The sequence below is a fragment of the Lentzea aerocolonigenes genome (assembly GCF_000955955.1).
Taxonomy (GTDB): Bacteria; Actinomycetota; Actinomycetes; order Mycobacteriales; family Pseudonocardiaceae; genus Lentzea; species Lentzea aerocolonigenes_A.
The window spans coordinates 26,988-45,087 of record NZ_JYJG01000171.1 but is presented as its reverse complement, the minus strand read 5'-3'; the positions used below and the strand labels follow the sequence as shown (position 1 = coordinate 45,087).

General features: G+C 68.4%; 16 protein-coding genes. 6 read left to right on the top strand and 10 right to left on the bottom strand.

Annotated elements, in window-relative coordinates:
• Both UK23_RS23605 and UK23_RS23600 read right to left on the bottom strand, forming a co-directional pair.
• Positions 1 to 407 (bottom strand): cation acetate symporter (locus UK23_RS23605; protein WP_045313786.1); only part of this gene is annotated, 407 nt, incomplete at its 3' end.
• Positions 404 to 814: a DUF485 domain-containing protein gene (locus tag UK23_RS23600; protein WP_045313785.1), complete on the bottom strand. Its 411-nt coding sequence runs from the start codon at positions 812 to 814 to the stop codon at positions 404 to 406. The genes UK23_RS23600 and UK23_RS23605, both read right to left, overlap by 4 nt.
• Before the next feature lie 333 nt (positions 815 to 1,147).
• Between UK23_RS23600 and UK23_RS23595 the strand changes: the two genes are divergently transcribed.
• The 4 genes from UK23_RS23595 to UK23_RS23580 all read left to right on the top strand — a co-directional run bounded on the left by UK23_RS23595 (position 1,148) and on the right by UK23_RS23580 (position 5,343).
• A complete protein-coding gene (locus UK23_RS23595; protein ID WP_052684970.1) occupies positions 1,148 to 3,781 on the top strand; it encodes a nitrate- and nitrite sensing domain-containing protein in 2,634 nt (877 codons plus the stop codon).
• Positions 3,778 to 4,197, top strand: a complete 420-nt coding sequence (locus tag UK23_RS23590; protein ID WP_045313784.1) for a roadblock/LC7 domain-containing protein — start codon at positions 3,778 to 3,780, stop codon at positions 4,195 to 4,197. Before UK23_RS23595 ends, UK23_RS23590 begins: the two co-directional genes overlap by 4 nt.
• A gap of 2 nt (positions 4,198 to 4,199) precedes the next feature.
• The gene (locus tag UK23_RS23585) at positions 4,200 to 4,745 is read left to right on the top strand and encodes a DUF742 domain-containing protein (RefSeq protein WP_196777841.1); all 546 of its coding nucleotides are present in this window, start codon (positions 4,200 to 4,202) and stop codon (positions 4,743 to 4,745) included.
• Between the two features lie 130 nt (positions 4,746 to 4,875).
• The gene (locus UK23_RS23580; protein WP_196777840.1) at positions 4,876 to 5,343 is read left to right on the top strand and encodes an ATP-binding protein; all 468 of its coding nucleotides are present in this window, start codon (positions 4,876 to 4,878) and stop codon (positions 5,341 to 5,343) included.
• A 35-nt stretch (positions 5,344 to 5,378) separates the two neighbouring features.
• Here the strand turns inward: UK23_RS23580 and UK23_RS23575 are convergent, their stop codons facing one another.
• From UK23_RS23575 to UK23_RS23555, 5 genes are all read right to left on the bottom strand, one after another.
• On the bottom strand, positions 5,379 to 6,659 hold the full coding sequence (locus tag UK23_RS23575; protein ID WP_045313783.1) for an MFS transporter: 1,281 nt from the start codon (positions 6,657 to 6,659) through the stop codon (positions 5,379 to 5,381).
• A 351-nt stretch (positions 6,660 to 7,010) separates the two neighbouring features.
• The gene (locus UK23_RS23570; RefSeq protein WP_045313782.1) at positions 7,011 to 8,447 is read right to left on the bottom strand and encodes an FAD-dependent oxidoreductase; all 1,437 of its coding nucleotides are present in this window, start codon (positions 8,445 to 8,447) and stop codon (positions 7,011 to 7,013) included.
• Positions 8,444 to 10,510, bottom strand: coding sequence for a molybdopterin oxidoreductase family protein (locus UK23_RS23565; protein WP_045313781.1), 2,067 nt, complete (start codon positions 10,508 to 10,510; stop codon positions 8,444 to 8,446). Before UK23_RS23565 ends, UK23_RS23570 begins: the two co-directional genes overlap by 4 nt.
• A 211-nt stretch (positions 10,511 to 10,721) precedes the next feature.
• Entirely contained in the window at positions 10,722 to 12,278 is a 1,557-nt protein-coding gene (locus UK23_RS23560) for a carbohydrate-binding protein (protein ID WP_045313780.1), read from the bottom strand.
• 2 nt (positions 12,279 to 12,280) lie between these two features.
• Entirely contained in the window at positions 12,281 to 13,780 is a 1,500-nt protein-coding gene (locus UK23_RS23555) for a glycoside hydrolase family 88 protein (protein WP_082114911.1), read from the bottom strand.
• Between the two features lie 139 nt (positions 13,781 to 13,919).
• On the opposite strand from UK23_RS23555, the gene UK23_RS23550 reads away from it, so the two are divergent.
• Complete coding sequence (locus UK23_RS23550) at positions 13,920 to 14,384, top strand: GbsR/MarR family transcriptional regulator (RefSeq protein ID WP_045313779.1); 465 nt, start codon at positions 13,920 to 13,922, stop codon at positions 14,382 to 14,384.
• A gap of 9 nt (positions 14,385 to 14,393) precedes the next feature.
• A complete protein-coding gene (locus UK23_RS23545) occupies positions 14,394 to 15,488 on the top strand; it encodes an ankyrin repeat domain-containing protein (protein ID WP_045313778.1) in 1,095 nt (364 codons plus the stop codon).
• On the opposite strand, the gene UK23_RS23540 is transcribed toward UK23_RS23545, so the two are convergent.
• From UK23_RS23540 to UK23_RS23530, 3 genes are read right to left on the bottom strand one after another with little or no spacing between them, the layout of a single operon-like run.
• Positions 15,467 to 16,381 (bottom strand): COX15/CtaA family protein, encoded by a 915-nt coding sequence (locus UK23_RS23540; protein ID WP_045313777.1) that lies wholly within the window; start codon positions 16,379 to 16,381, stop codon positions 15,467 to 15,469. The two genes, UK23_RS23545 and UK23_RS23540, sit on opposite strands and share 22 nt — an antisense overlap.
• A 19-nt stretch (positions 16,382 to 16,400) precedes the next feature.
• Positions 16,401 to 17,159 (bottom strand): ABC transporter permease, encoded by a 759-nt coding sequence (locus tag UK23_RS23535; RefSeq protein ID WP_045313776.1) that lies wholly within the window; start codon positions 17,157 to 17,159, stop codon positions 16,401 to 16,403.
• The gene (locus tag UK23_RS23530; protein WP_231114634.1) at positions 17,156 to 18,085 is read right to left on the bottom strand and encodes an ABC transporter ATP-binding protein; all 930 of its coding nucleotides are present in this window, start codon (positions 18,083 to 18,085) and stop codon (positions 17,156 to 17,158) included. Before UK23_RS23530 ends, UK23_RS23535 begins: the two co-directional genes overlap by 4 nt.
• Positions 18,086 to 18,100 lie beyond the last annotated feature (15 nt).

Here is an 18,100-nt window from a genome sequence, read left to right as displayed (position 1 = left end):
ATGTAGAAGAGCGAGATCACGAGCGTCGCGTTGGCGGCGGCCGCGCGGACCGGGCGCTGGCGCATGCGGAACGCCATGACGTCGCCCATCGTGTAGCGGCCGGTGTTGCGCAGCCGTTCCGAGATGAGCATCAGGCCGATCAGCCAGGCGACGACCCACCCGATCGAGTACATGAAGCCGTCGTAGCCGTTCACCGCGATCGCGCCGGAGATACCGAGGAACGACGCGGCCGAGAGGAAGTCACCCGAGAGGGCGATGCCGTTTTGGGTGCCGGTGAAGCTGCTGCCCGCGGCGTAGTAGTCCGAGGCGCTCACGTTCCGCGTCGAGGCGCGGTACACGATGTAGAGCGTCAGCAGGACGAAGATGCCGAAAACGGACAGGTTGATCGCGGTGTTCGTCCCGGTCACGCGAGCTCCTCATCGGTTTCTGCGAGTGCGCGCACCTTTTCGACCTGCGGGTCGAGCACCTTCTTGGAGTAACGGGCGTAGGCCATCGTGATGATGATGGTCGTGACGAACTGCAGGAATCCCATCGTCAGCCCGACGTTCACCGTTCCGAACAGAGGCGTGCTCATGAAGTCCGCGGCGTAAGCCGAAAGCAATACGAACGTGACGTACCAAGCGAGGAACAGCAGCGTCGCGGGGAGAATAAATCGCGTCACTCGCCGCTTCAGCGCGAGGAAATCCTCACTCGTTTGGATGGCACCGAAATCAGGCTCACCGTCACCATCGATCAGCAATGAGTGATGATGCTCTTCAAAGGTCGCGAATCCGGGCTGCGCCGGGCGTGACACGGAGGGCAGCGCCTTCGTCATCAACCGCTCGCATTCGTTACGGGGAGTACCCGGTGAGCGCCTGAGCACAGGCTGCAACCGGACCGGGGGTGGAGGGCGCAAGCGTAACCACGCGTGGCGGCGAGTCAATCCCTTGAACCCGCAGGACCACCCCATGAGGTGGGCTGTCACACTGGGTGACGAGTCGTACACGCCCCAGGTCGTTGTCGCGTCACGCTCTCTGGCCTACTATCCGCTGACACCCGATACGACTGATCTCGATATCGAGCGGCGGGTGTCTCAAGTCGCGGGGATTCACCAGGCCAGGAGGTAGCCGATAGTGGGGCACTTCGAGCGCGCCTTGGGGATCATTTCGTGAATGTCGAGTGGAGAAAGATCAGCGACTGGCGCAACTGGCGCCTGCCGGTCAAGCTCGGCGTCGTGCTGTTGGTGCCTGTCGCCGTGGCGATCGGCGCGGGCGCACTGCAGATCTCCGGTTACGTCGACCGGTCGAACAACTACGTGCAGATGCAGGGACTGGTCCGCCTGCGGGCGGATCTCGCGCCGTTGATCTCCAGCGTCCAGCAGGAACGCACGCTCGCCGCTCAGAGCGCGACGTCCGGGTCCGGTGTCGGCGCCTACCAGAACCAGATCAGCGCCACCGACAACGCTGCCGCGACCGTGCGCCGCCGCGTCGACCGCACCGCCGGGCTGAGCGAGGTCTCGCGCAACCGGTTCACCGAGCTCGGCAGCCAGCTGGAGACGTTGAAGAGCCTGCGGGAGAAGGTCACGCAGGGCGGCGACGGCGGTGACCCCAACGGCGGCACCATCGGCTACACCACGGTCGTGAAGGCCCTGCTGGACTTCGAGCAGTCGCTCATCAGCCAGCTCAGCGACCAGGGCATCTCCGGCACCGCGCTCGCGCTGCACAACATGGTCATCGCGCAGGAGCAGATCTCGCAGCAGCACGCCATCGTGTTAGCGGGGATCGGCCGGGGCAAGCTGCTCGGCGCGGAGACCCGCGCGCTCGAGCAGTCCGACATCCGGCTGCAGGACCGCATCAACGACTTCCAGGCCATCGGCACGACCGAGCAGCGCCGCAACTACGAGCAGACCGTCACCGGCGCCGCCGTCGCGAGCCGGACGGTGCTGACCGAACGCGCGCTCACCCAGCCGGACGGCGTCCAGGTGACGACGCGTCCCGGCCAGCCGAAGCCGCCGCCGTCGTTCGGCATCGCCGTCGACGAGTGGAACAAGGCGTCCGGCACGACCCTGCGGCTGATGGATGAGGTCATCCGCGGGCTGCAGGACGGGCTCGCGAACTCGGCGGCCGCGCTGCAGGACGACACGTCCAACAAGGCCGGTGCCGCCGCGGTGATCCTGCTGGCGATGCTGATCATCGCCGGCACGCTCGGCTTCGTCATCGGCCGCTACCTGCTGCGCTCGCTGTCCGAGCTGCGGCGCTCCGCGCTCGACGTCGCGCACCACCACCTCCCCGAGGTCGTCGCCGCGATCCGCGCCGACCGCGCGCCGGACACCGAGATCGAACCGGTGCCCGTGCACACCACCGAGGAGTTCGGCCAGCTGGCGCGCGCGTTCGACGCCGTGCACGAGCAGGCCATCCGTTCCGCTGTCGAGCAGTCGTCGCTGCGGTCGGGCATGAAGAACATCTTCGTCAACCTGTCGCGTCGCTCGCAGGGCCTCGTCGAGCGCCAGCTCAAGCTCATGGAGGAGCTGGAGCGGCACGAGGAGAACCCCGAGCAGCTCGCCAACCTGTTCAAGCTGGACCACCTCGCGACGCGCATGCGCCGCAACAACGAGAACCTGATGGTGCTGTCCGGCACCGACGTGGCCCGCCGCTTCCACCAGCCGGTGCCGCTGGCGGACGTGCTGCGCGCCGCCGCGTCGGAGATCGAGCACTACCAGCGCGTCGTGGTGAAGTCGACGCCGTCCGTCGAGATCGTCGGCTACGCGGCCAGCGACCTCGTGCGCCTCGTCGCGGAGCTGCTGGACAACGCCACCGCGTTCTCCGCGCCCACCACGCAGGTCATGATCGGCTCGCGGATCGACCAGCAGGGCTCGGTGCTCGTCGAGGTGGCGGACCAGGGCATCGGCATGGGGCCCGCCGAGCTCACCGAGGCGAACGAGCGGCTGTCCTCTGGTACAGAGGATGATGTGCCGGTCTCACGCCAGATGGGTCTGTTCGTCGTCGGTCGTCTCGCGGCCCGCCACGGCGTCACCGTCCGGCTGCGCGGGGCGGGGGAGGGCCGTGAGGGTCTGCGCGCGTTCGTCCTCGTGCCGCCGGAGCTCGTGCGCTCGCAGGCGGAACCTGATGCACCCGCCCAGCCGCGCCACGCCGCGCTGCCCCAGCCGAAGCCGGCGCTGTCCGCGAAACAGCCGGCCGCCAAGCAGCCGCACGTCGTCGTCAAGACCCCGAACCTGGCCCCGCCGCCCGCTCCGGCCCCCGCGATCGAGCACCCGCGCGAGTCGGCCGAGTGGACGTCGTTCCGCGGCGCCGCGATCGAGGAGCCGCCGCTGCCCCAGCGGCAACCGCGGACGAACGGGGCCAACGGGTCGCCGAACGAGACGCGGCCCGCTCCAGTTGAGACAACGTCTTCCTGGTTCGCCGGAGCCGGTGCTGCGGACGAAACGGTCAATGGTGATCATTCGTCGGCGGCGCCAGGACCTGGACCGTCACCCGCGGTAGCGGCCGCCTGGTTCGGCAAGAAGCCCGCGGGCGGCGTCTGGGAACAGTCGGGAGATCCGGCGACGGACGCCGGCGAGACCGATGCCGGGTTGCCGAAACGGGCGCCGCGTAAGAATCTGCTCCCCGACCTCGCGGAACGTCCCGAGAACGGCGCGCGCCCGGCGGCCAAGCCGAAGCGCGATCCGGAGCGAGCACGAGGCTTCCTCGCCAGCTACCAGACAGGCATCCGCCAGATGCCGCTGGGCAGCAACGGGAACGGAAACGGCCAGGCGAACGGCCAGGGGAACGGGGAAAAGGCATGAGCACGCCTCAGTCGCGCCAGGTGGACCAGTTCGGCTGGCTCATCACGAACTTCGTCGACCGCGTGGCCGGGGTCGCGCACGCGATCGTGATCTCGGTGGACGGTCTTCTGCTCACCAAGTCGACGGGCCTGCCGCCGGACCGCGCGGAGCAGCTGGCCGCCATCGCCTCCGGCGTCACGGCGCTCACGCTGAGCGCCTCACGTTGCTTCGAAGGTGGCGGAGTGTTGCGCACCGTGATCGAGATGGACTACGGGATCATGCTCCTCATGTCCATTCGAGACGGGTCTTGTTTGGCGGTTCTCGCCGCGCCCGACAGCGACGTCGGCCAAGTGGCCTACGAGATGACCGTGGTGGTTGATCAGGTGGGCCAGATCCTCACCCCCGAACTGCGAGCGCAGCTGCACAGCGTGAGGTGATCATGAGTTCGGCCGCTGACGCGCACCGGCGACGCAGGCGGGCTGAGTCGCCCGCCGAGCAGACGTTCGCCGACCTGATGAACGGGTTCTCCCTGGACTCGGGTCGCAAGCGATCGCGCACGTCGTCCGCGGTGCCCGCGCGGGAAGCGACTCCCGTTGTACCGCAAGAAGAATTTCCCGCTGCTGAACCTCCCGGCGCGGAGGTTCAGGACGCGTCGATCGTTCGTGCATATGCCTGGACGGGTGGGCGCACACGGTCGAACATCGACCTCGAGATCGAGACACTTGTCTCCGCCAATGATCAGAGTCGGCAGTCTGCGGGTATCTTGCAGGCTGAGCACCAACGCGTTGTCGAGCTCTGCCACTCCCCGCGATCCGTCGCGGAGGTGGCCGCACTGATGCGACTCCCACTCGGAGTCGTGAAGGTGTTGCTCGGCGACATGGCGGAACGAGGTCTGGTGGACGTGCACCAGACCGCTTCCGCAGGCGGTGACACGCCGGACCTCGGGTTGATGGAGAGAGTGCTTAGTGGACTACGTCGGCTCTAGATTTCCCGACTTCGGGCCCCCCGGGCCGCCTGGACGGGAGCTGACTTCGGCCAAGGTTGTGGTCGCCGGTGGCTTCGGCGTCGGCAAGAGCACCTTCATCAGGTCCATCGTGGAAAACGATCTGTTGACCATGACAGCGCTCCCACCGGAGCGCACGGGCTTGGTCACCGAGCTGGTGCGCATACAGTTCGGCCGTGTGTGGCTCGATCCCGGGCTGGCGCTGCACCTGTTCGTCGCCCCGCAGTGGCAGGACCCGCGCGCGGGCTGGAACGACGTGGTGCGCGGCGCCGTCGGTGCGGTCGTGCTGTTCGACGTGATGCGTCCCGCGGACTCCGTGGACGCGATGCGGTACTTCGAGGACCACCGGATCCCGTACGTGCTGGCGTTGAACAACGTGCACGCGTCGGTGCGCTCGGACGTGAAGGCGATCATCCACGGCATGGGCATCGATCCCAGGGTCCCTGTGGTGAACTGCGATCCTCGGGTGCGGTTGTCAGTGCGCGAGACGCTCATCTCGCTGGCGGAACACGCGAAGCTGGACCGGTGGCGGCGCCGTCCGGGGCCTGACGAAACGACGCCGCTCGCACCTGTGTGCTGAGCTTGGACGGGGCGCTCCTCGCGGGGCGCCCCGCTTCAGCTCCGCCGGAAGCGTTTCGCCGTGATGGCCAGGCAGGCCGCGTAGTAGGCGCAGCAGATGGTCAGCGCCGGGGTGAGGCCGCCGCCGTCGTGCAGTGACGCGGCGAACGCGCTGGTGATCAGGAAGCCTCCCAGCCCGCCGATCGCGCCGATGATGCCGATGGCCGCCGCCGACTGCTGTTTGGTCGGGTAGAGGCGCGGGATCAGCTGGTAGGTCGAGCCGTTGCCGATGCCCGTGGTGATGAACAGCCACAGGAATGCTGCCAGGAACAGCGCGAAGCTGTGCTCGGCGAGCGCTTCGATCACCGCCACCACGCCTGCGATGACGCCGGTCAGTGCCGCGATGGTGACCTTGCCGCCGCCGTGCTCGTCCGCGAGCCAGCCGCCCACCGGTCGTGCCGCCGAGCCCGTGAGCGCGCCGAGGAAGGCGAAGTAGCTCGCGTGCGCCTCGGGGAACTGGGTCTGGATGAGCAGGGGCAGTGCCGCGCTGAACCCGATGAACGAGCCGAAGGTGCCGAGGTAGAGCGCCGAGGTGAGCCAGGTGTCTTTGTGGCTCAGCACCTCCTTGTAGGCCCGCGGGTTGGTGTTCGCCTCGGTGAAGTTGTCGGTCCAGAGCAGGGCCGCGGTGGCCGTGGCGATGATCAGCGGGATCCACATCAGGCCGGCCCACGCCAGGTGGATGCCCGTGGTCGCGGTGATGACCGGTGGCACGGCCAGTTGCACCACCGCGACGCCGAGGTTGCCGCCGGCCGCGTTGATGCCGAGCGCGAGGCCTCTGTGCTTGCCGGGGTAGAGGAACGACACGTGGGCCATGGAGCTGGCGAAGTTGGCGCCACCGAGCCCGGCCGTCGCCGATGCCGCCAGGAACATCCAGTACGGCGTGCCGGAGTTGCTGACGCACGCCGCCAGCAGGGCTGTCGGGATGAGCAGGAGCGCGGCGCTGGCCGCCGTCCAGGTCCGGCCGCCGAACCTGGTGACGGCGAAGGTGTAGGGGAGTCTGAGGCCGGATCCGAGCAGGCTCGGGAGGGCGGTCAGCCAGAGCAGCTGGTCGACGGTGAAGTGGAAGCCCGCAGCGGGCAGGCTCACCGCGACCTCGCTCCACAGCAGCCAGACCGCGAAGCCCAGGTGCTGGGTGGTCATGCTGACCAGGAGGTTGCGCAGGGCGGTGCGGCGGCCTCCCTGTCGCCAGAACGCGGGGTCGTCGGGGCGCCAGTCGTCTATCCAGCGCTTGCGGGCTGGGGAGGGCGGCGTGGGGCGCTGCCGCAGGTGGGTGCTCAATGGGTTCTCCTGGCTGAAAAGGGCAGGGGACATCGCCTGCCGAGGGGCGGGCAGGTGACGAGTGGTGTTGGCAGGTGGATGGCTGTGTTGGCCGGTGAGAAGTGGGGCGGCGTTGCCCTGGCGGGGAGCCGGTGACTCGGCCGTCGAGCGGCGGTGATCGGCGGGGAGTGTCAGACCTGCTGAGTAACTCGGGTTGCGAGGGGTCTCCGGCAGAGGGGACCCCTGCGCGAGCGTGGGCGCGGCGTGAAGGCACCTGCCGAGCGCCGTTGCTCGGCAGGTGGATCCGAGGCCCCGACCAGAGCACCTGGGTTGGCCAGGTAGCTCTCATGCCCGGGCCGGGCCAGTGGCGGGTCAGGCCGGCTGGCGGGTGGCCAGCCACTCGGTGATGCGCGTGACGGCCCCCTTGCAGCCACCGCAGCCCGTCGTGGCCCGGGTCGCGTCCGCCAGGCCGGGCACCGAGGTGGCGCCCGACTCCCACGCGGACACCAGCGCGCCCTTCGTGACGGTGTTGCAGCGGCACACCACCGCGTCGTCTGGCTGATCCGCAGGGCCGGCCGACGCGACACCCACGGCACGCCCCAGCAACAGCCCGAGCCGGTCCTCAGGCACCAGAGACCCGCTGTCGTAGAGCTGGGCCACAGCAGCCGCCGCGTCCGGCGCGCCGAGCATGATCGCGCCGACGACGCGGTCCGAGCGCAGGACGAGCTTGGCGTAGCGGCCGCGCCGGGCGTCCTCGAAGCGCAGCAGTTCCACGTCGGGCGAGTCGTCGTGCACGTCGCCCAGAGCGGTCAGCTCCACGCCCTTGGCCTTCAGCCGCGTGACCACCGGTGTGCCCGAGTAACGCGACGCCGGGTTGGTGCCGCACAACAGATCAGCGACGACGGAGGCCTGTTCCCACGCCGGCTGCACCAGGCCACCGACAGAGCCGCGGTGCTGCGCGCAGTCGCCGAGCGCGTAGACCCGCGGGTCCGAGGTGCGCAGGGCGTCGTCGACCACCACGCCGCGATCAACGGACAAACCCGCATCAGAGGCCAGAGCCACATCCGGGCGGACACCGGCGGAGACCACCACGAGATCCGCCGGGACGAACGAGCCGTCGTCCAGCACCAGGCCGTCGCCGGGGACGTACTCGGTCGCCAGGCGGCCCAAGCGGAACTCGATGCCCAACGTGCCCAGCGTCGACGCGAGCATCGCGCCCGCGGCGGGATCCAGCTGGCGTTCCATCAGGTGGCCGACCGGATGGACGACGGTGACCGCGTTGCCTCGTCCCGCCAGTCCGCGCGCTGCCTCCAGACCGAGCAGACCGCCACCCAGAACCGCGACCGGTGCACCGGGCCGGGCCAGCGACACGATCGCGGCGCAGTCGTCGACCGTGCGGAACGGCACGACACCGGAAGCCAGCGACCCGTCAGACCCGAGAAGCCCATCGGTCGGCGGGATCCAGGCCGTGCTGCCCGTCGCAAGCACAAGAGCGTCATACGCCACAGACGTTCCATCGGACAGCGAGACACAGCGCAATGAACGGTTGACGCGTACAACGGAAACACCGGTCAGCAGTGAGACATCGTTGTCAGCAGCCCACACCGAGTCCTGCAGCGTGACCTCGTCCGGCTTCAACGCACCGGCCAGCACGGCCGACAGCAGAACCCGGTTGTAGGCGGGATGCGGTTCGGCGCCCACCACGGTCAGCGCCACGCGTTCGCCGAGCGGGTCGCGGCGGCGAACCTCCGACGCCACCCGGGATCCGGCCATGCCGTGTCCGATGACGACCACCCGACGTGCATTCATGACGCCACCTCCAGACGTGCCGCGCAGACCTTGAACTCGGGCATTTCACTGATGGGATCGAGAGCGGGGTTGGTGATCAGGTTGGCGCGGCCGGCACCGGGGAAGTGGAACGGCAGGAACACGGTGTCGAGCCGGATCGACGGCGAGAACCGCACCCGCGCGACCACCGAACCTCGACGCGACACCACGCGCGCCAACGAGCCGTCGTCGAGGCCGGCCCGCGCCGCCACGTCCGGATGCACCTCGACGAACACCTCGGGCACGGCATCCATCAGCTCCGGCACGCGACGCGTCTGCGCGCCCGATTGGTAGTGCTGCAACACCCGGCCGGTGGTGGCCCACAAGGGAAACGACGAGTCCACAACCTCGGCGGGTCCGGCGAAATCAACCGCGACGAACCGGGCGAGGCCATCGGGAAACGCGAACCCGTCCAGGAACATCCGCGGTGTACCAGGGTGATCCACAGACGGAACCGGCCAGTACAACGCCTCACCCGCACGCAGCCGCGCGTACGTGACACCCGAGTAGTCCGCCTTGCCGCCGGCCGAAGCGAGCCGCAGTTCCTCGAAGATCTCCTCCGCCGCAACGGGAAACCGCTCCGCCGGCTGTCCGAGCCGCACCGCCAGACCGGCCAGCACGTCGGTGTCGGAAAGCACGCCCTCAGGTGGCGGCACCGCGCGCTGCCGCAGCAACACCCGGCCCTCCAGGTTGGTCAGCGTGCCGTCCTCCTCGGCCCACTGCGTCACCGGCAGTACGACGTCGGCCAGCAGAGCCGTCTCGGACAGCACGAAGTCGGCCACCACCAACAGGTCCAGGGAAGCCAGCCGATCGGTGACCCGCGCCGCCCGCGGCGCCGACACGACCGGGTTGCTGCCGAACACCAGCAATCCCCTTGCGCCAGAAGGAGTTCCCAGTGACTCCAGCAGCCGGTACGCCGAACGCCCCGGCCCCGGCAACTCCGCGGGCGAAACCCCCCACACCCCGGCCACGTGCGCACGCGCCTCGGGATCGTCGATCTTGCGGTAACCCGGCAGCTGGTCGGCCTTCTGGCCGTGTTCGCGGCCGCCCTGGCCGTTGCCCTGCCCGGTCAGACAGCCGAAACCGGAGCCGCGAACACCCGGCAGGCCCAGCGCGAGCGCCAGGTTGATCCAGCCGGAAACCGTGTCGGTGCCACGCGAATGCTGCTCGGTGCCCCGCGCGGTCAGCACGTACGCGGACGACGCCTCTGCGAGCATCCGCACGGCACGACGTTGATCAGCGGCCGCGACGCCGGTGACCAGCTCGGCCCGCTCCGGCCACCACTGCGCCGCGATTCGCCACACCGCGTCGAAACCCGTTGTGCGCGAACGAACATACGCGGCATCGACCTGACCCTCGACCACCGCCGCGTGCAGCATCCCCAGTGCCAGCGCCAAATCCGTGCCCGGACGCGGCGCCAGGTGCAGCGCGGCGGCTTCGGCGGTCGGTGTCCTGCGCGGATCGACGACGATCACCGCGGCCCCGGACAGGTGCTGCGAGAACGGCGGCATCGTCTCGTGCACGTTGCTGCCGGCCAGCAGCACGGCATCGGCGGTGTCCACATCGGTCACCGGAAACGGCATACCCCGGTCGAGGCCGAATGCGAGGTTTCCGGCAGCGGCTGCGGCGGACATGCAAAAGCGACCGTTGTAGTCTATTTGCGACGTTTTCAACGCCACTCGGGCGAACTTCCCGAGCAGGTACGCCTTCTCGTTGGTGAGACCTCCTCCGCCGAATACCGCAACCGAGTCCGGCCCGGATTCCCCTTGAATCTCACGAATTCGCTGCGCGACGAAACTGAGCGCCTCGTCCCAGCTCGCCGGCTGCAACGTTCCGTCCGAACCGCGCAGCAGTGGTGTCGTCAAACGGTCGCTGGCCAGCAAGGATGCCGATGTCCAGCCCTTCTGACACAGCCCACCCCGATTGGTGGGGAACTCGCGTGGACGCACCACGAGTTCCTGATCTACGGTCATACCGCACTGCAAAGCACAATACGGACAATGTGTTGCAGTACCGGTCCGAACAGAATCGGACAAAACTTCCATGAGGACCTCGACTTTTGGCTCCGCATGACTCCCTCGCTACCCAGAGTCCTCGATCCACTGCGGAGTGCCACCAAAAGAGAGCTACCTCACTTTGCATTGGGCATGAATGGGACTTATTCGAAGAAATGTCCTGAGCGTGCCGGTATTTGTGTCGACAAATAGTAAGCCGGTCACGCGCCCGAGGCACGTGACCGGCCGGTTCGGCTACCGATTACCCGACGTCGAGGTAGTCGAGGTTCGGCGCACCGTTCGCGGTCGTCGCCGTCACCCGGATCTTGTTCTCACCGGGTTGCAACGTCACCGGCAGCTGCACCGCCAGGTAGGTGGTCCAGGCACCAGTGCCCGCGAACGCGAGCTCGTCGCGCGCCAGCACCCCGTTCACCGACACGTCCAGCGGCCGCGACACCGTGGTCCCGTTGGCGTAGCCGAACGACAGCGTCGCCGCGCCACCCGCGGCCGAGTTGATCGTCCACTCGACGTAAGGACCGACGGCGTTGTCGGAGTTGACGAACCCGGTCCCGGAGAAGCCCACGTGGTTCGACTCGACCACACCGGCCGAGATCAGCGCGGACTCCGCCTCGTAGCGCGTCATCGACCCGCTGCGCGTCACCCGGTACAGCACGGTCCCGTGTGCCGGAACGGACGCGCTGATGGTGCTCGACACCGTCCGCACCTGCTTCGACCACAGGTCCTTCAGCGTGTACGACGCCCCGCCGCCGAGGCCGATCGCCGCCGCCGTGGTGGAGATCGTCTGGGTCGACGTCGTCTCGTTGGACAGGGCGACGGCGCGGTCACCGTTCTCCAGCACCTTCGAGTAGACGACCTTGCCCGATGACGACGACACCACGGTTCCCTGACGCCCCAGCGGATCCTGGTCGATCGCGATCACGTCGCGGTTCTCCAGGATCGTGAACGTGTCGGCGTTGACCTTGCGCAGGTCCGAGCCGATCAGCAGCGGCGCCGCCATGATCGCCCACAACGAGAAGTGCGTGCGGTACTCGGTGGCGGTCATGCCGCCGTTGCCGACCTCCAGCATGTCCGGGTCGTTCCAGTGCCCCGGCCCGGCGTACTGGGCGAGCGCCCGGTTCGCCTGCGCCTTGCCGATCATCGATCCCCAGTTGTCGGAGATGTCACCTGTGGTGCGCCACAGGTTTCCGACCGGCGCGCCCCACGTCCACACCTTCGGGTCCGTGCGGCCCCACTCGCAGATCGAGTACACGATCGGACGGCCGGTGCGCGCCAGGGCGTCGCGCATCGCCTTGTACCGCTGCTGCGCGTCGACGCCCTGGTTGTTGCAGTTGTCGTACTTCAGGTAGTCGATTCCCCACGAGGCGAAGAGGTTCGCGTCCTGCTGCTCGTGGCCGAGGCCGCCGGGGAAGCCCGCCGTGTTGCACGTCTTGGTGCCGGCGGAGGTGTAGATGCCGATCTTCAGACCCTTGCCGTGGATGTAGTCCGCGAGGGCCTTGATGCCGTTGGGGAAACGCACCGGGTCCGGCACCAGGTTGCCGGACGAGTCGCGGGACGTCTTGGCCCAGCAGTCGTCCAGGTTCACGTACTGGTAGCCCGCGTCCTTCAGGCCGCGCGACACGAAGATGTCCGCGATGCCCTTCACCATGGCCTCGTTGAAGTCCGCTCGACAGCCCGTGGAGTTCCAGTTGTTGAAGCCCATCGGGGGAGTACGCGCCAGGCCGTTCTCCAACGCCATGGCGGGCGCGGACGGCATCAGGCCGACGACCAGAACCGCTGCCAACAAAGCTTTGCGCAACATGGTCAGCCTTTCCGCAGCTGTTCGTTCATGATCAGGAACGCGCCGAGGCCGTGGAAGTCGTTGGTGGCCCGGTCGCGTGCGATGTAGTAGGCGTAGTCGCCCACGTTCGTGCCGATGGAGATGTCACGGATCTCCGTGCGGCCACTGGAGTTCACGGACGTCTTCGCCAGCACGCCTGCATAACCGCGCGCCGCCGCGTCCTTGAACGACGGGTCGAGGTAGCCCCGCTCGACACCCTTCGAGAAGACGTAGGTGAACATCATCGAGCAGGACGTCTCGGTCCAGTTGTCGGAGCGGGATCCCTTGTCCACCACCTGGAACCAGCGTCCCGAAGAGTCCTGATAGGACCGCACACCTGCCGCGTACTCGCGCAGATCAGTGATCATCTGAGCTCGCCGCGGATGGTTCGCGGGCAGCTTCTCCAGCACGTCGATGGACGCCATGCCCCACCAGCCCATGGCACGGCACCAGTACTCCGGCGCGAGACCCGTGGTCTTGTCCGCCCACGGTTGCGACTTCGACTCGTCCCAGGCGTGCTTGAGAATCCCGTTGGGCTGCTGCAGATGCGACGCGTAGACGTTGATCTGCTTCGCGGCTTCCTCGTTGGCATAGGCGGAGTCCCCGAACTCCGCGCCGAACTCGGCGAGGAACGGGTTCAGCATGAACACCCCGTCCGCCCACAGCTGGTTGTGCCGCGACTCGGACGTGGAGTGCCAGAACCCGCCGTCGGACGTGCGCGGGTACGTGTTCAGCCGCGTCCGGATCTTGCGCGCGGCTTTCTCGTAGCGGGCCTGACCGGTCTCGTGGTGCAGGGCCACCAGCAACCGCCCCGAAAGCATGCTGTCGAGGTTGTTGAAGCTCTGCGAGATGTTGCCGGACGAGTCGACGAACCGGTCGACCCACGCCTTGATGTACGCGAGGTACCGCGGATCGTGCGTGCGCTGGTACACGAGGTACTGCCCGTACAGGTACAGCCCGGTCTGATAACCCCAGCCGCCCAGCTGAGCGGGTGTCTTCGAGGCCATCGTCGACTCGACCACGGCCACCGACCAGTCGAACCCGCTCGATCCGACGGTCAGCGAGTCGAGGTTCGGCCCGCCGTTCGCGGTGGTCGCCGTCGCCCGGACCTTCGCCCCGCCCGCGGGCAAGGTCAGCGACACCTGCTGCGTGCGCCACGTGGTCCACGCACCGGTGCCGGGGAACGACACCGTCGTCGCGGGACCGCCGTCGACTGAGATGGCCAGCGGCCGGTCCACCGACGTGCCGTTCGCGTATCTGAAGGTCAGCGGGCCGTCGGACGTCGCGGTGAACTCGACGTACGAGCCGACCGCGTTGTCATAGTTGACGAAACCTGACCCGGTGAAGCCGGCGTGGTTCGACTCCACCACGCCTTGGGAGATCACCGCCGACTCTGCCTCGTATTGCGAGACGGCCGCCTGCGCAGTCGCCGGCACGAGGCCTGCGACCAACACCAGGGCGACCACGGATCTGAGAACGCGCACCGCACACCCAGCCCTTCAGTTCGGGCGGCGGCGGACCAAGTGTCAACTCATTGACTCTGAATGACAAGGAAATCGTTGACAAGATCGCTACGATGATTTCAGTGTCGACCGAAAGGGATCGCCCGGAGATGAGCACAGCATGAGCGTCGGACGGGAAACCCGGCTGTCTGCCTGGATCGAGCGGTTCGCGGCCCACTTCGCCGAGGAGGGCATTCCGCTGATCGGCGGCCGCATCCTCGGCTACCTGCTGATCTGCCAGCCGGTCGAGCGCACCGCCGCCGAGCTCTCGCAGGAGCTCGAGGCCAGCAGCGGCTCGATCAGCACGAACCTGAAGTACCTGGTCAACGTCGGCCTGGTGACCAAGCGGACCCGGCGTGGCCGCCAAGCAGCCGAGTACCGGATCAACGAGAAGGCCTGGACGGACTTCATCCAGCGCAAGCTCACCGCGATCGCGAGCGTCCAGACGTTGACCGACGACGGCATGCGGCTGCTCAGCGGTGATCCGGAGCGCGCGATGCGGCTCAGGACCGTCGACCACCTCTACGGTTGGCTCTCAGCGGAACTGCCGGCTTTGTGGGAGCGCAGGCCCGCCTCGCCCAAGTAGCGTGGTGCCATGTGGCACCCGTTTCGCGATGACATCGAGTACTACGAGGAGCGTGCGCGCGGTCTGCTCGCCTCCGCGTGGGACGGGACACCGGGCGCGCTCGAGGTCTTCGACGGCGAGCCGCTGACGGAGGAGGGCGCGCACGACGTCCTCGCCCGCGCGCACGGGTGTGAGGACTGGAAGGCGCTCCAGGCCAACATCCGCAGGCCCAGGCCGTTCGCCCGCGCGTTCCAGGCGATCGAGACGCGCAACCTCGGTGAGCTCAAGGCGATCCTGATGCGGGACCCGTGGCTCGTGAAAGCCAGCGGTACCAACGGGAACGACCTGCTCGGTCTCGCGTCCGCCACCTGCGACGAGCGGTTCGTGCAGGTGCTGCTGGAGGACGGCGCGGACGTCGACCACCAGAACGTGCACGGCTGGACCGCGTTGCACCAGGCCGCGTGCATGAACCTCCGGTACATGGCGGAGATGCTGCTCGCGGCCGGCGCCAGGACCGATCTCGAAGCCCGCGGCGAGGGCGGCACTCCGCTCACGGTCGCGTTGTTCTGGGGCAACAGGGAAGTCGCCTCGCTGCTGGGCGTGCATCCGCCGAACCTGCGGGTGGCGGCCGGTCTGGGCAACCTGGACCTGGCCGTCGAACCAGAGGCGAAGCGCGGCTTTTACCGCCCGCACAGCGGCTTTCCGCGCTGGTGGCCGACTGCCGACCCGCAGGAAGTGCTCGACGAGGCTCTGTCGTGGGCCGCGCGCAACGACCGGGTCGAGGTGTTCGGTGATCTCCTGAAGCGGGGCGCTCGCATCGACGCGGACGTCTACCGCGGCACGGCGCTGGCATGGGCGGCGTGGTGCGGTCTGGAGAACGCCACCCGCACGCTGCTCGATCTGGGCGCGAATCCCAACCAGCGCACGGGTTTCGGCGGTCCGATGCACGGCGAGGGCGTGACTGCGCTGCACCTCGCGGCCGAACGCGGCCACCTCGGAGTCATCCGGATCCTGCTCGACGCGGGCGCGGACCGGACCATCACGGACGCGAACTACGACTCGACGCCCGCGAACTGGGCAGGGCACAACTCCCAGCAGGACGCTCAGGCCTTGCTGAGCGCCTGATCCTCGGCGGGAACCTGGACCTCGACGGTCCGCTCGCGGCTCGAGGTCCAGAGCATGGCCGTGGCAACGACAACCGCGCCCGCGCCCAGCACGTGCAGCGACACGAGCACCTCGGGCACGCCGGTGAAGTACTGGACCATGCCGAGCGCACCCTGCGCGACGACGACGCCGACCAACGTCCAGTAGGCGCGGTTGCGGACGAAGAAGCCCATCGCGATCAGCATGCCCAGGAACAGGAACAGCAGATCGGCGTGCAGCTGGGCCAACGTGGGTACGGGCACGGCGAGGCGCGGCGTCGCGGAGTCACCGGCGTGCGGGCCGGCCGCCGTCACGAACGTGCCCGCGATCAGCAGCAGGTACATCACGACCGCCATGACGACCTGAAGTCCGCGCGCCCCAGCGGGAACGAGCCAGCGCGCCGGTCCGTCGCCCTCGCTCAGCGACCTCAGCAGCAGCACGGCGAACCACACCAGCACCATCGAGACCATGAAGTGGACGGACACGCTCCACCACACCAGTCCGAGGCGGACGGTCGCGCCACCGATGACGGCCTGCGCGAGCACACCGCCGACCTGGGCGGCGGCGAGCCAGAGGACGCGCTTGCGACGCGGCTTGTTCAGCCACGCGGCGATGAGGCACAGCCCGGTGATGATGCCGATGACACCGAACAGCGTCCGGTTGCCGAACTCGACCCACTGGTGCAGCGCGGCGACGTCCGGGTGCTCGACGGGGACGATGCTGCCCTCGACGCACTCCGGCCACGTCGGGCAGCCGAGCCCGGAGCCGGTGACGCGCACGATCGACCCGGTGACCGCGATACCGCCCTGCGCGATGATGGCGGCAATCGCAAGGGCGCGTTGCAACGGAACGAGGAATGCGGTCAATCGGGACACGGACTGATGGTAGGCCGGGTCAGGTGAGGCGGGTCGTCCGGGTCGCCAGTGCGCCGGCGACAACGCCCCAGGCCACGAGCACTGCGACGGGGCCCACACCGGGCGCGGTGCCGTGCACCACAGCGGTTTCCAGTGCCTCGGCCAGTGCGGCCGATGGCAGCAGGTGCACGAACCCGACCGGGACGCTCAGCGCGACACCGCCGACCATCAGCAGCACGAACCAGATGATGTTCGCCAGTGCCAGCACGATCTCGGCGCGCAGTGCTCCGCCGAGCAGGACACCCAGCGCGCCGAACGTCAGCGTGCCGAGGACGATCAGGACGACGACCCAGGGCAGGCCGCTCAGCGGGAAGCGCCAGCCCAGGAACAACGCGGTCACGGCCAGCAGCGCGACCTGGATCGCGGCCACGACCAGTGCGCCGCAGACCCGTCCGGCGACGAGCAGCCAGCGGGGAAGTGCCGAGGCCGCAAGCCTTTTGAGCACGCCGTAACGCCGGTCGAAGCCGAGCGCGATGGCCTGTCCGGTGAACGCCGACGAGATGATCGCCAGCGCGAAGATCCGTGCGGTGGCCGAACCCACGCGCGGTTCCGGCATCGGGATGACCGACATCAGGCTCAGCGCGATGAGCAGCGCCAGCGGGATGATGACCGTCAGCAGGATCTGCTCGCCGTTGCGCAACGTCAGCACCGCTTCGGTGCGGGCGTGCGTCAGCAGCATCTTCGGCAGCGACCCGCGGCCGGGCGCCGGCTTGAACGTGCCGGGAGCGAAGGTGGTCACGAACGCAGCTCCCTGCCGGTCAGTTCCAGGAAAACGTCTTCGAGGCTGCGCTTGGCCACGGTCAGCTCCTCGGCCAGCACCCCCTGCTGCGCGCACCACGACGTGACGGTCGACACGACCTGCGGGTCGATCAGGCCTTCCACGACGTACTGGCCTCGCGTCGCCTCGCGCACCTTGAGCTTCTCGGGCAGCGCGGCGGAGAGCAGCGACGTGTCGAGACCAGGCCGCGCGCGGAACCGCAGCTGCTGGTCGTCGGCGCGGTTCGCGGTCAGTTCGGCCGGCGAGCCCTGCGCCACGACGCGGCCCTGGTCGATGATCACGACGTTGTCGGCGAGCGCTTCGGCCTCGTCCATGAGGTGCGTCGTGAGCAGCACGGCCACACCGTCGTCTTTCAGGGCATTTACGAGGTCCCACACCAGACGGCGGGCCTGCGGGTCCATGCCCGCGGTCGGCTCGTCCAGGAACACCAGCTCTGGCCGGCCGATCAAGGCGCACGCCAGCGACAACCGCTGCTGCTGCCCGCCAGAGAGTCGTTTGTAGGGCGTCTTCGTCGCGCCGGAGAGCCCGAGCACCTCGATCAGCCACTTCGGATCGAGCGGGTTGGCCGCGCACGCCGCCACGAGGTTCAGCATCTCCAGGGCGCGGATGCCGGGATATCCGCCACCGCCCTGCGGCATCACGCCGATGCGCGGTCGCAGTTCTTCGGAACCGGGCGCGAGGCCGAGCACGCGCACAGTGCCGTCGTCGGGGGAGCGGAAGCCCTCGCAGATCTCGACGGTCGTCGTCTTGCCCGCGCCGTTGGGCCCGAGCAGGGCGAGAACGGTGCCGGGTTCCTGAACGAGGTCGAGGCCGTCAACGGCGGTCTTCGAGCCGTACCTCTTGACCAGCCCCGACACTTCCACCGCAGGCTGGGGATTCGGGCTCACGAACGGTCAGCCTAG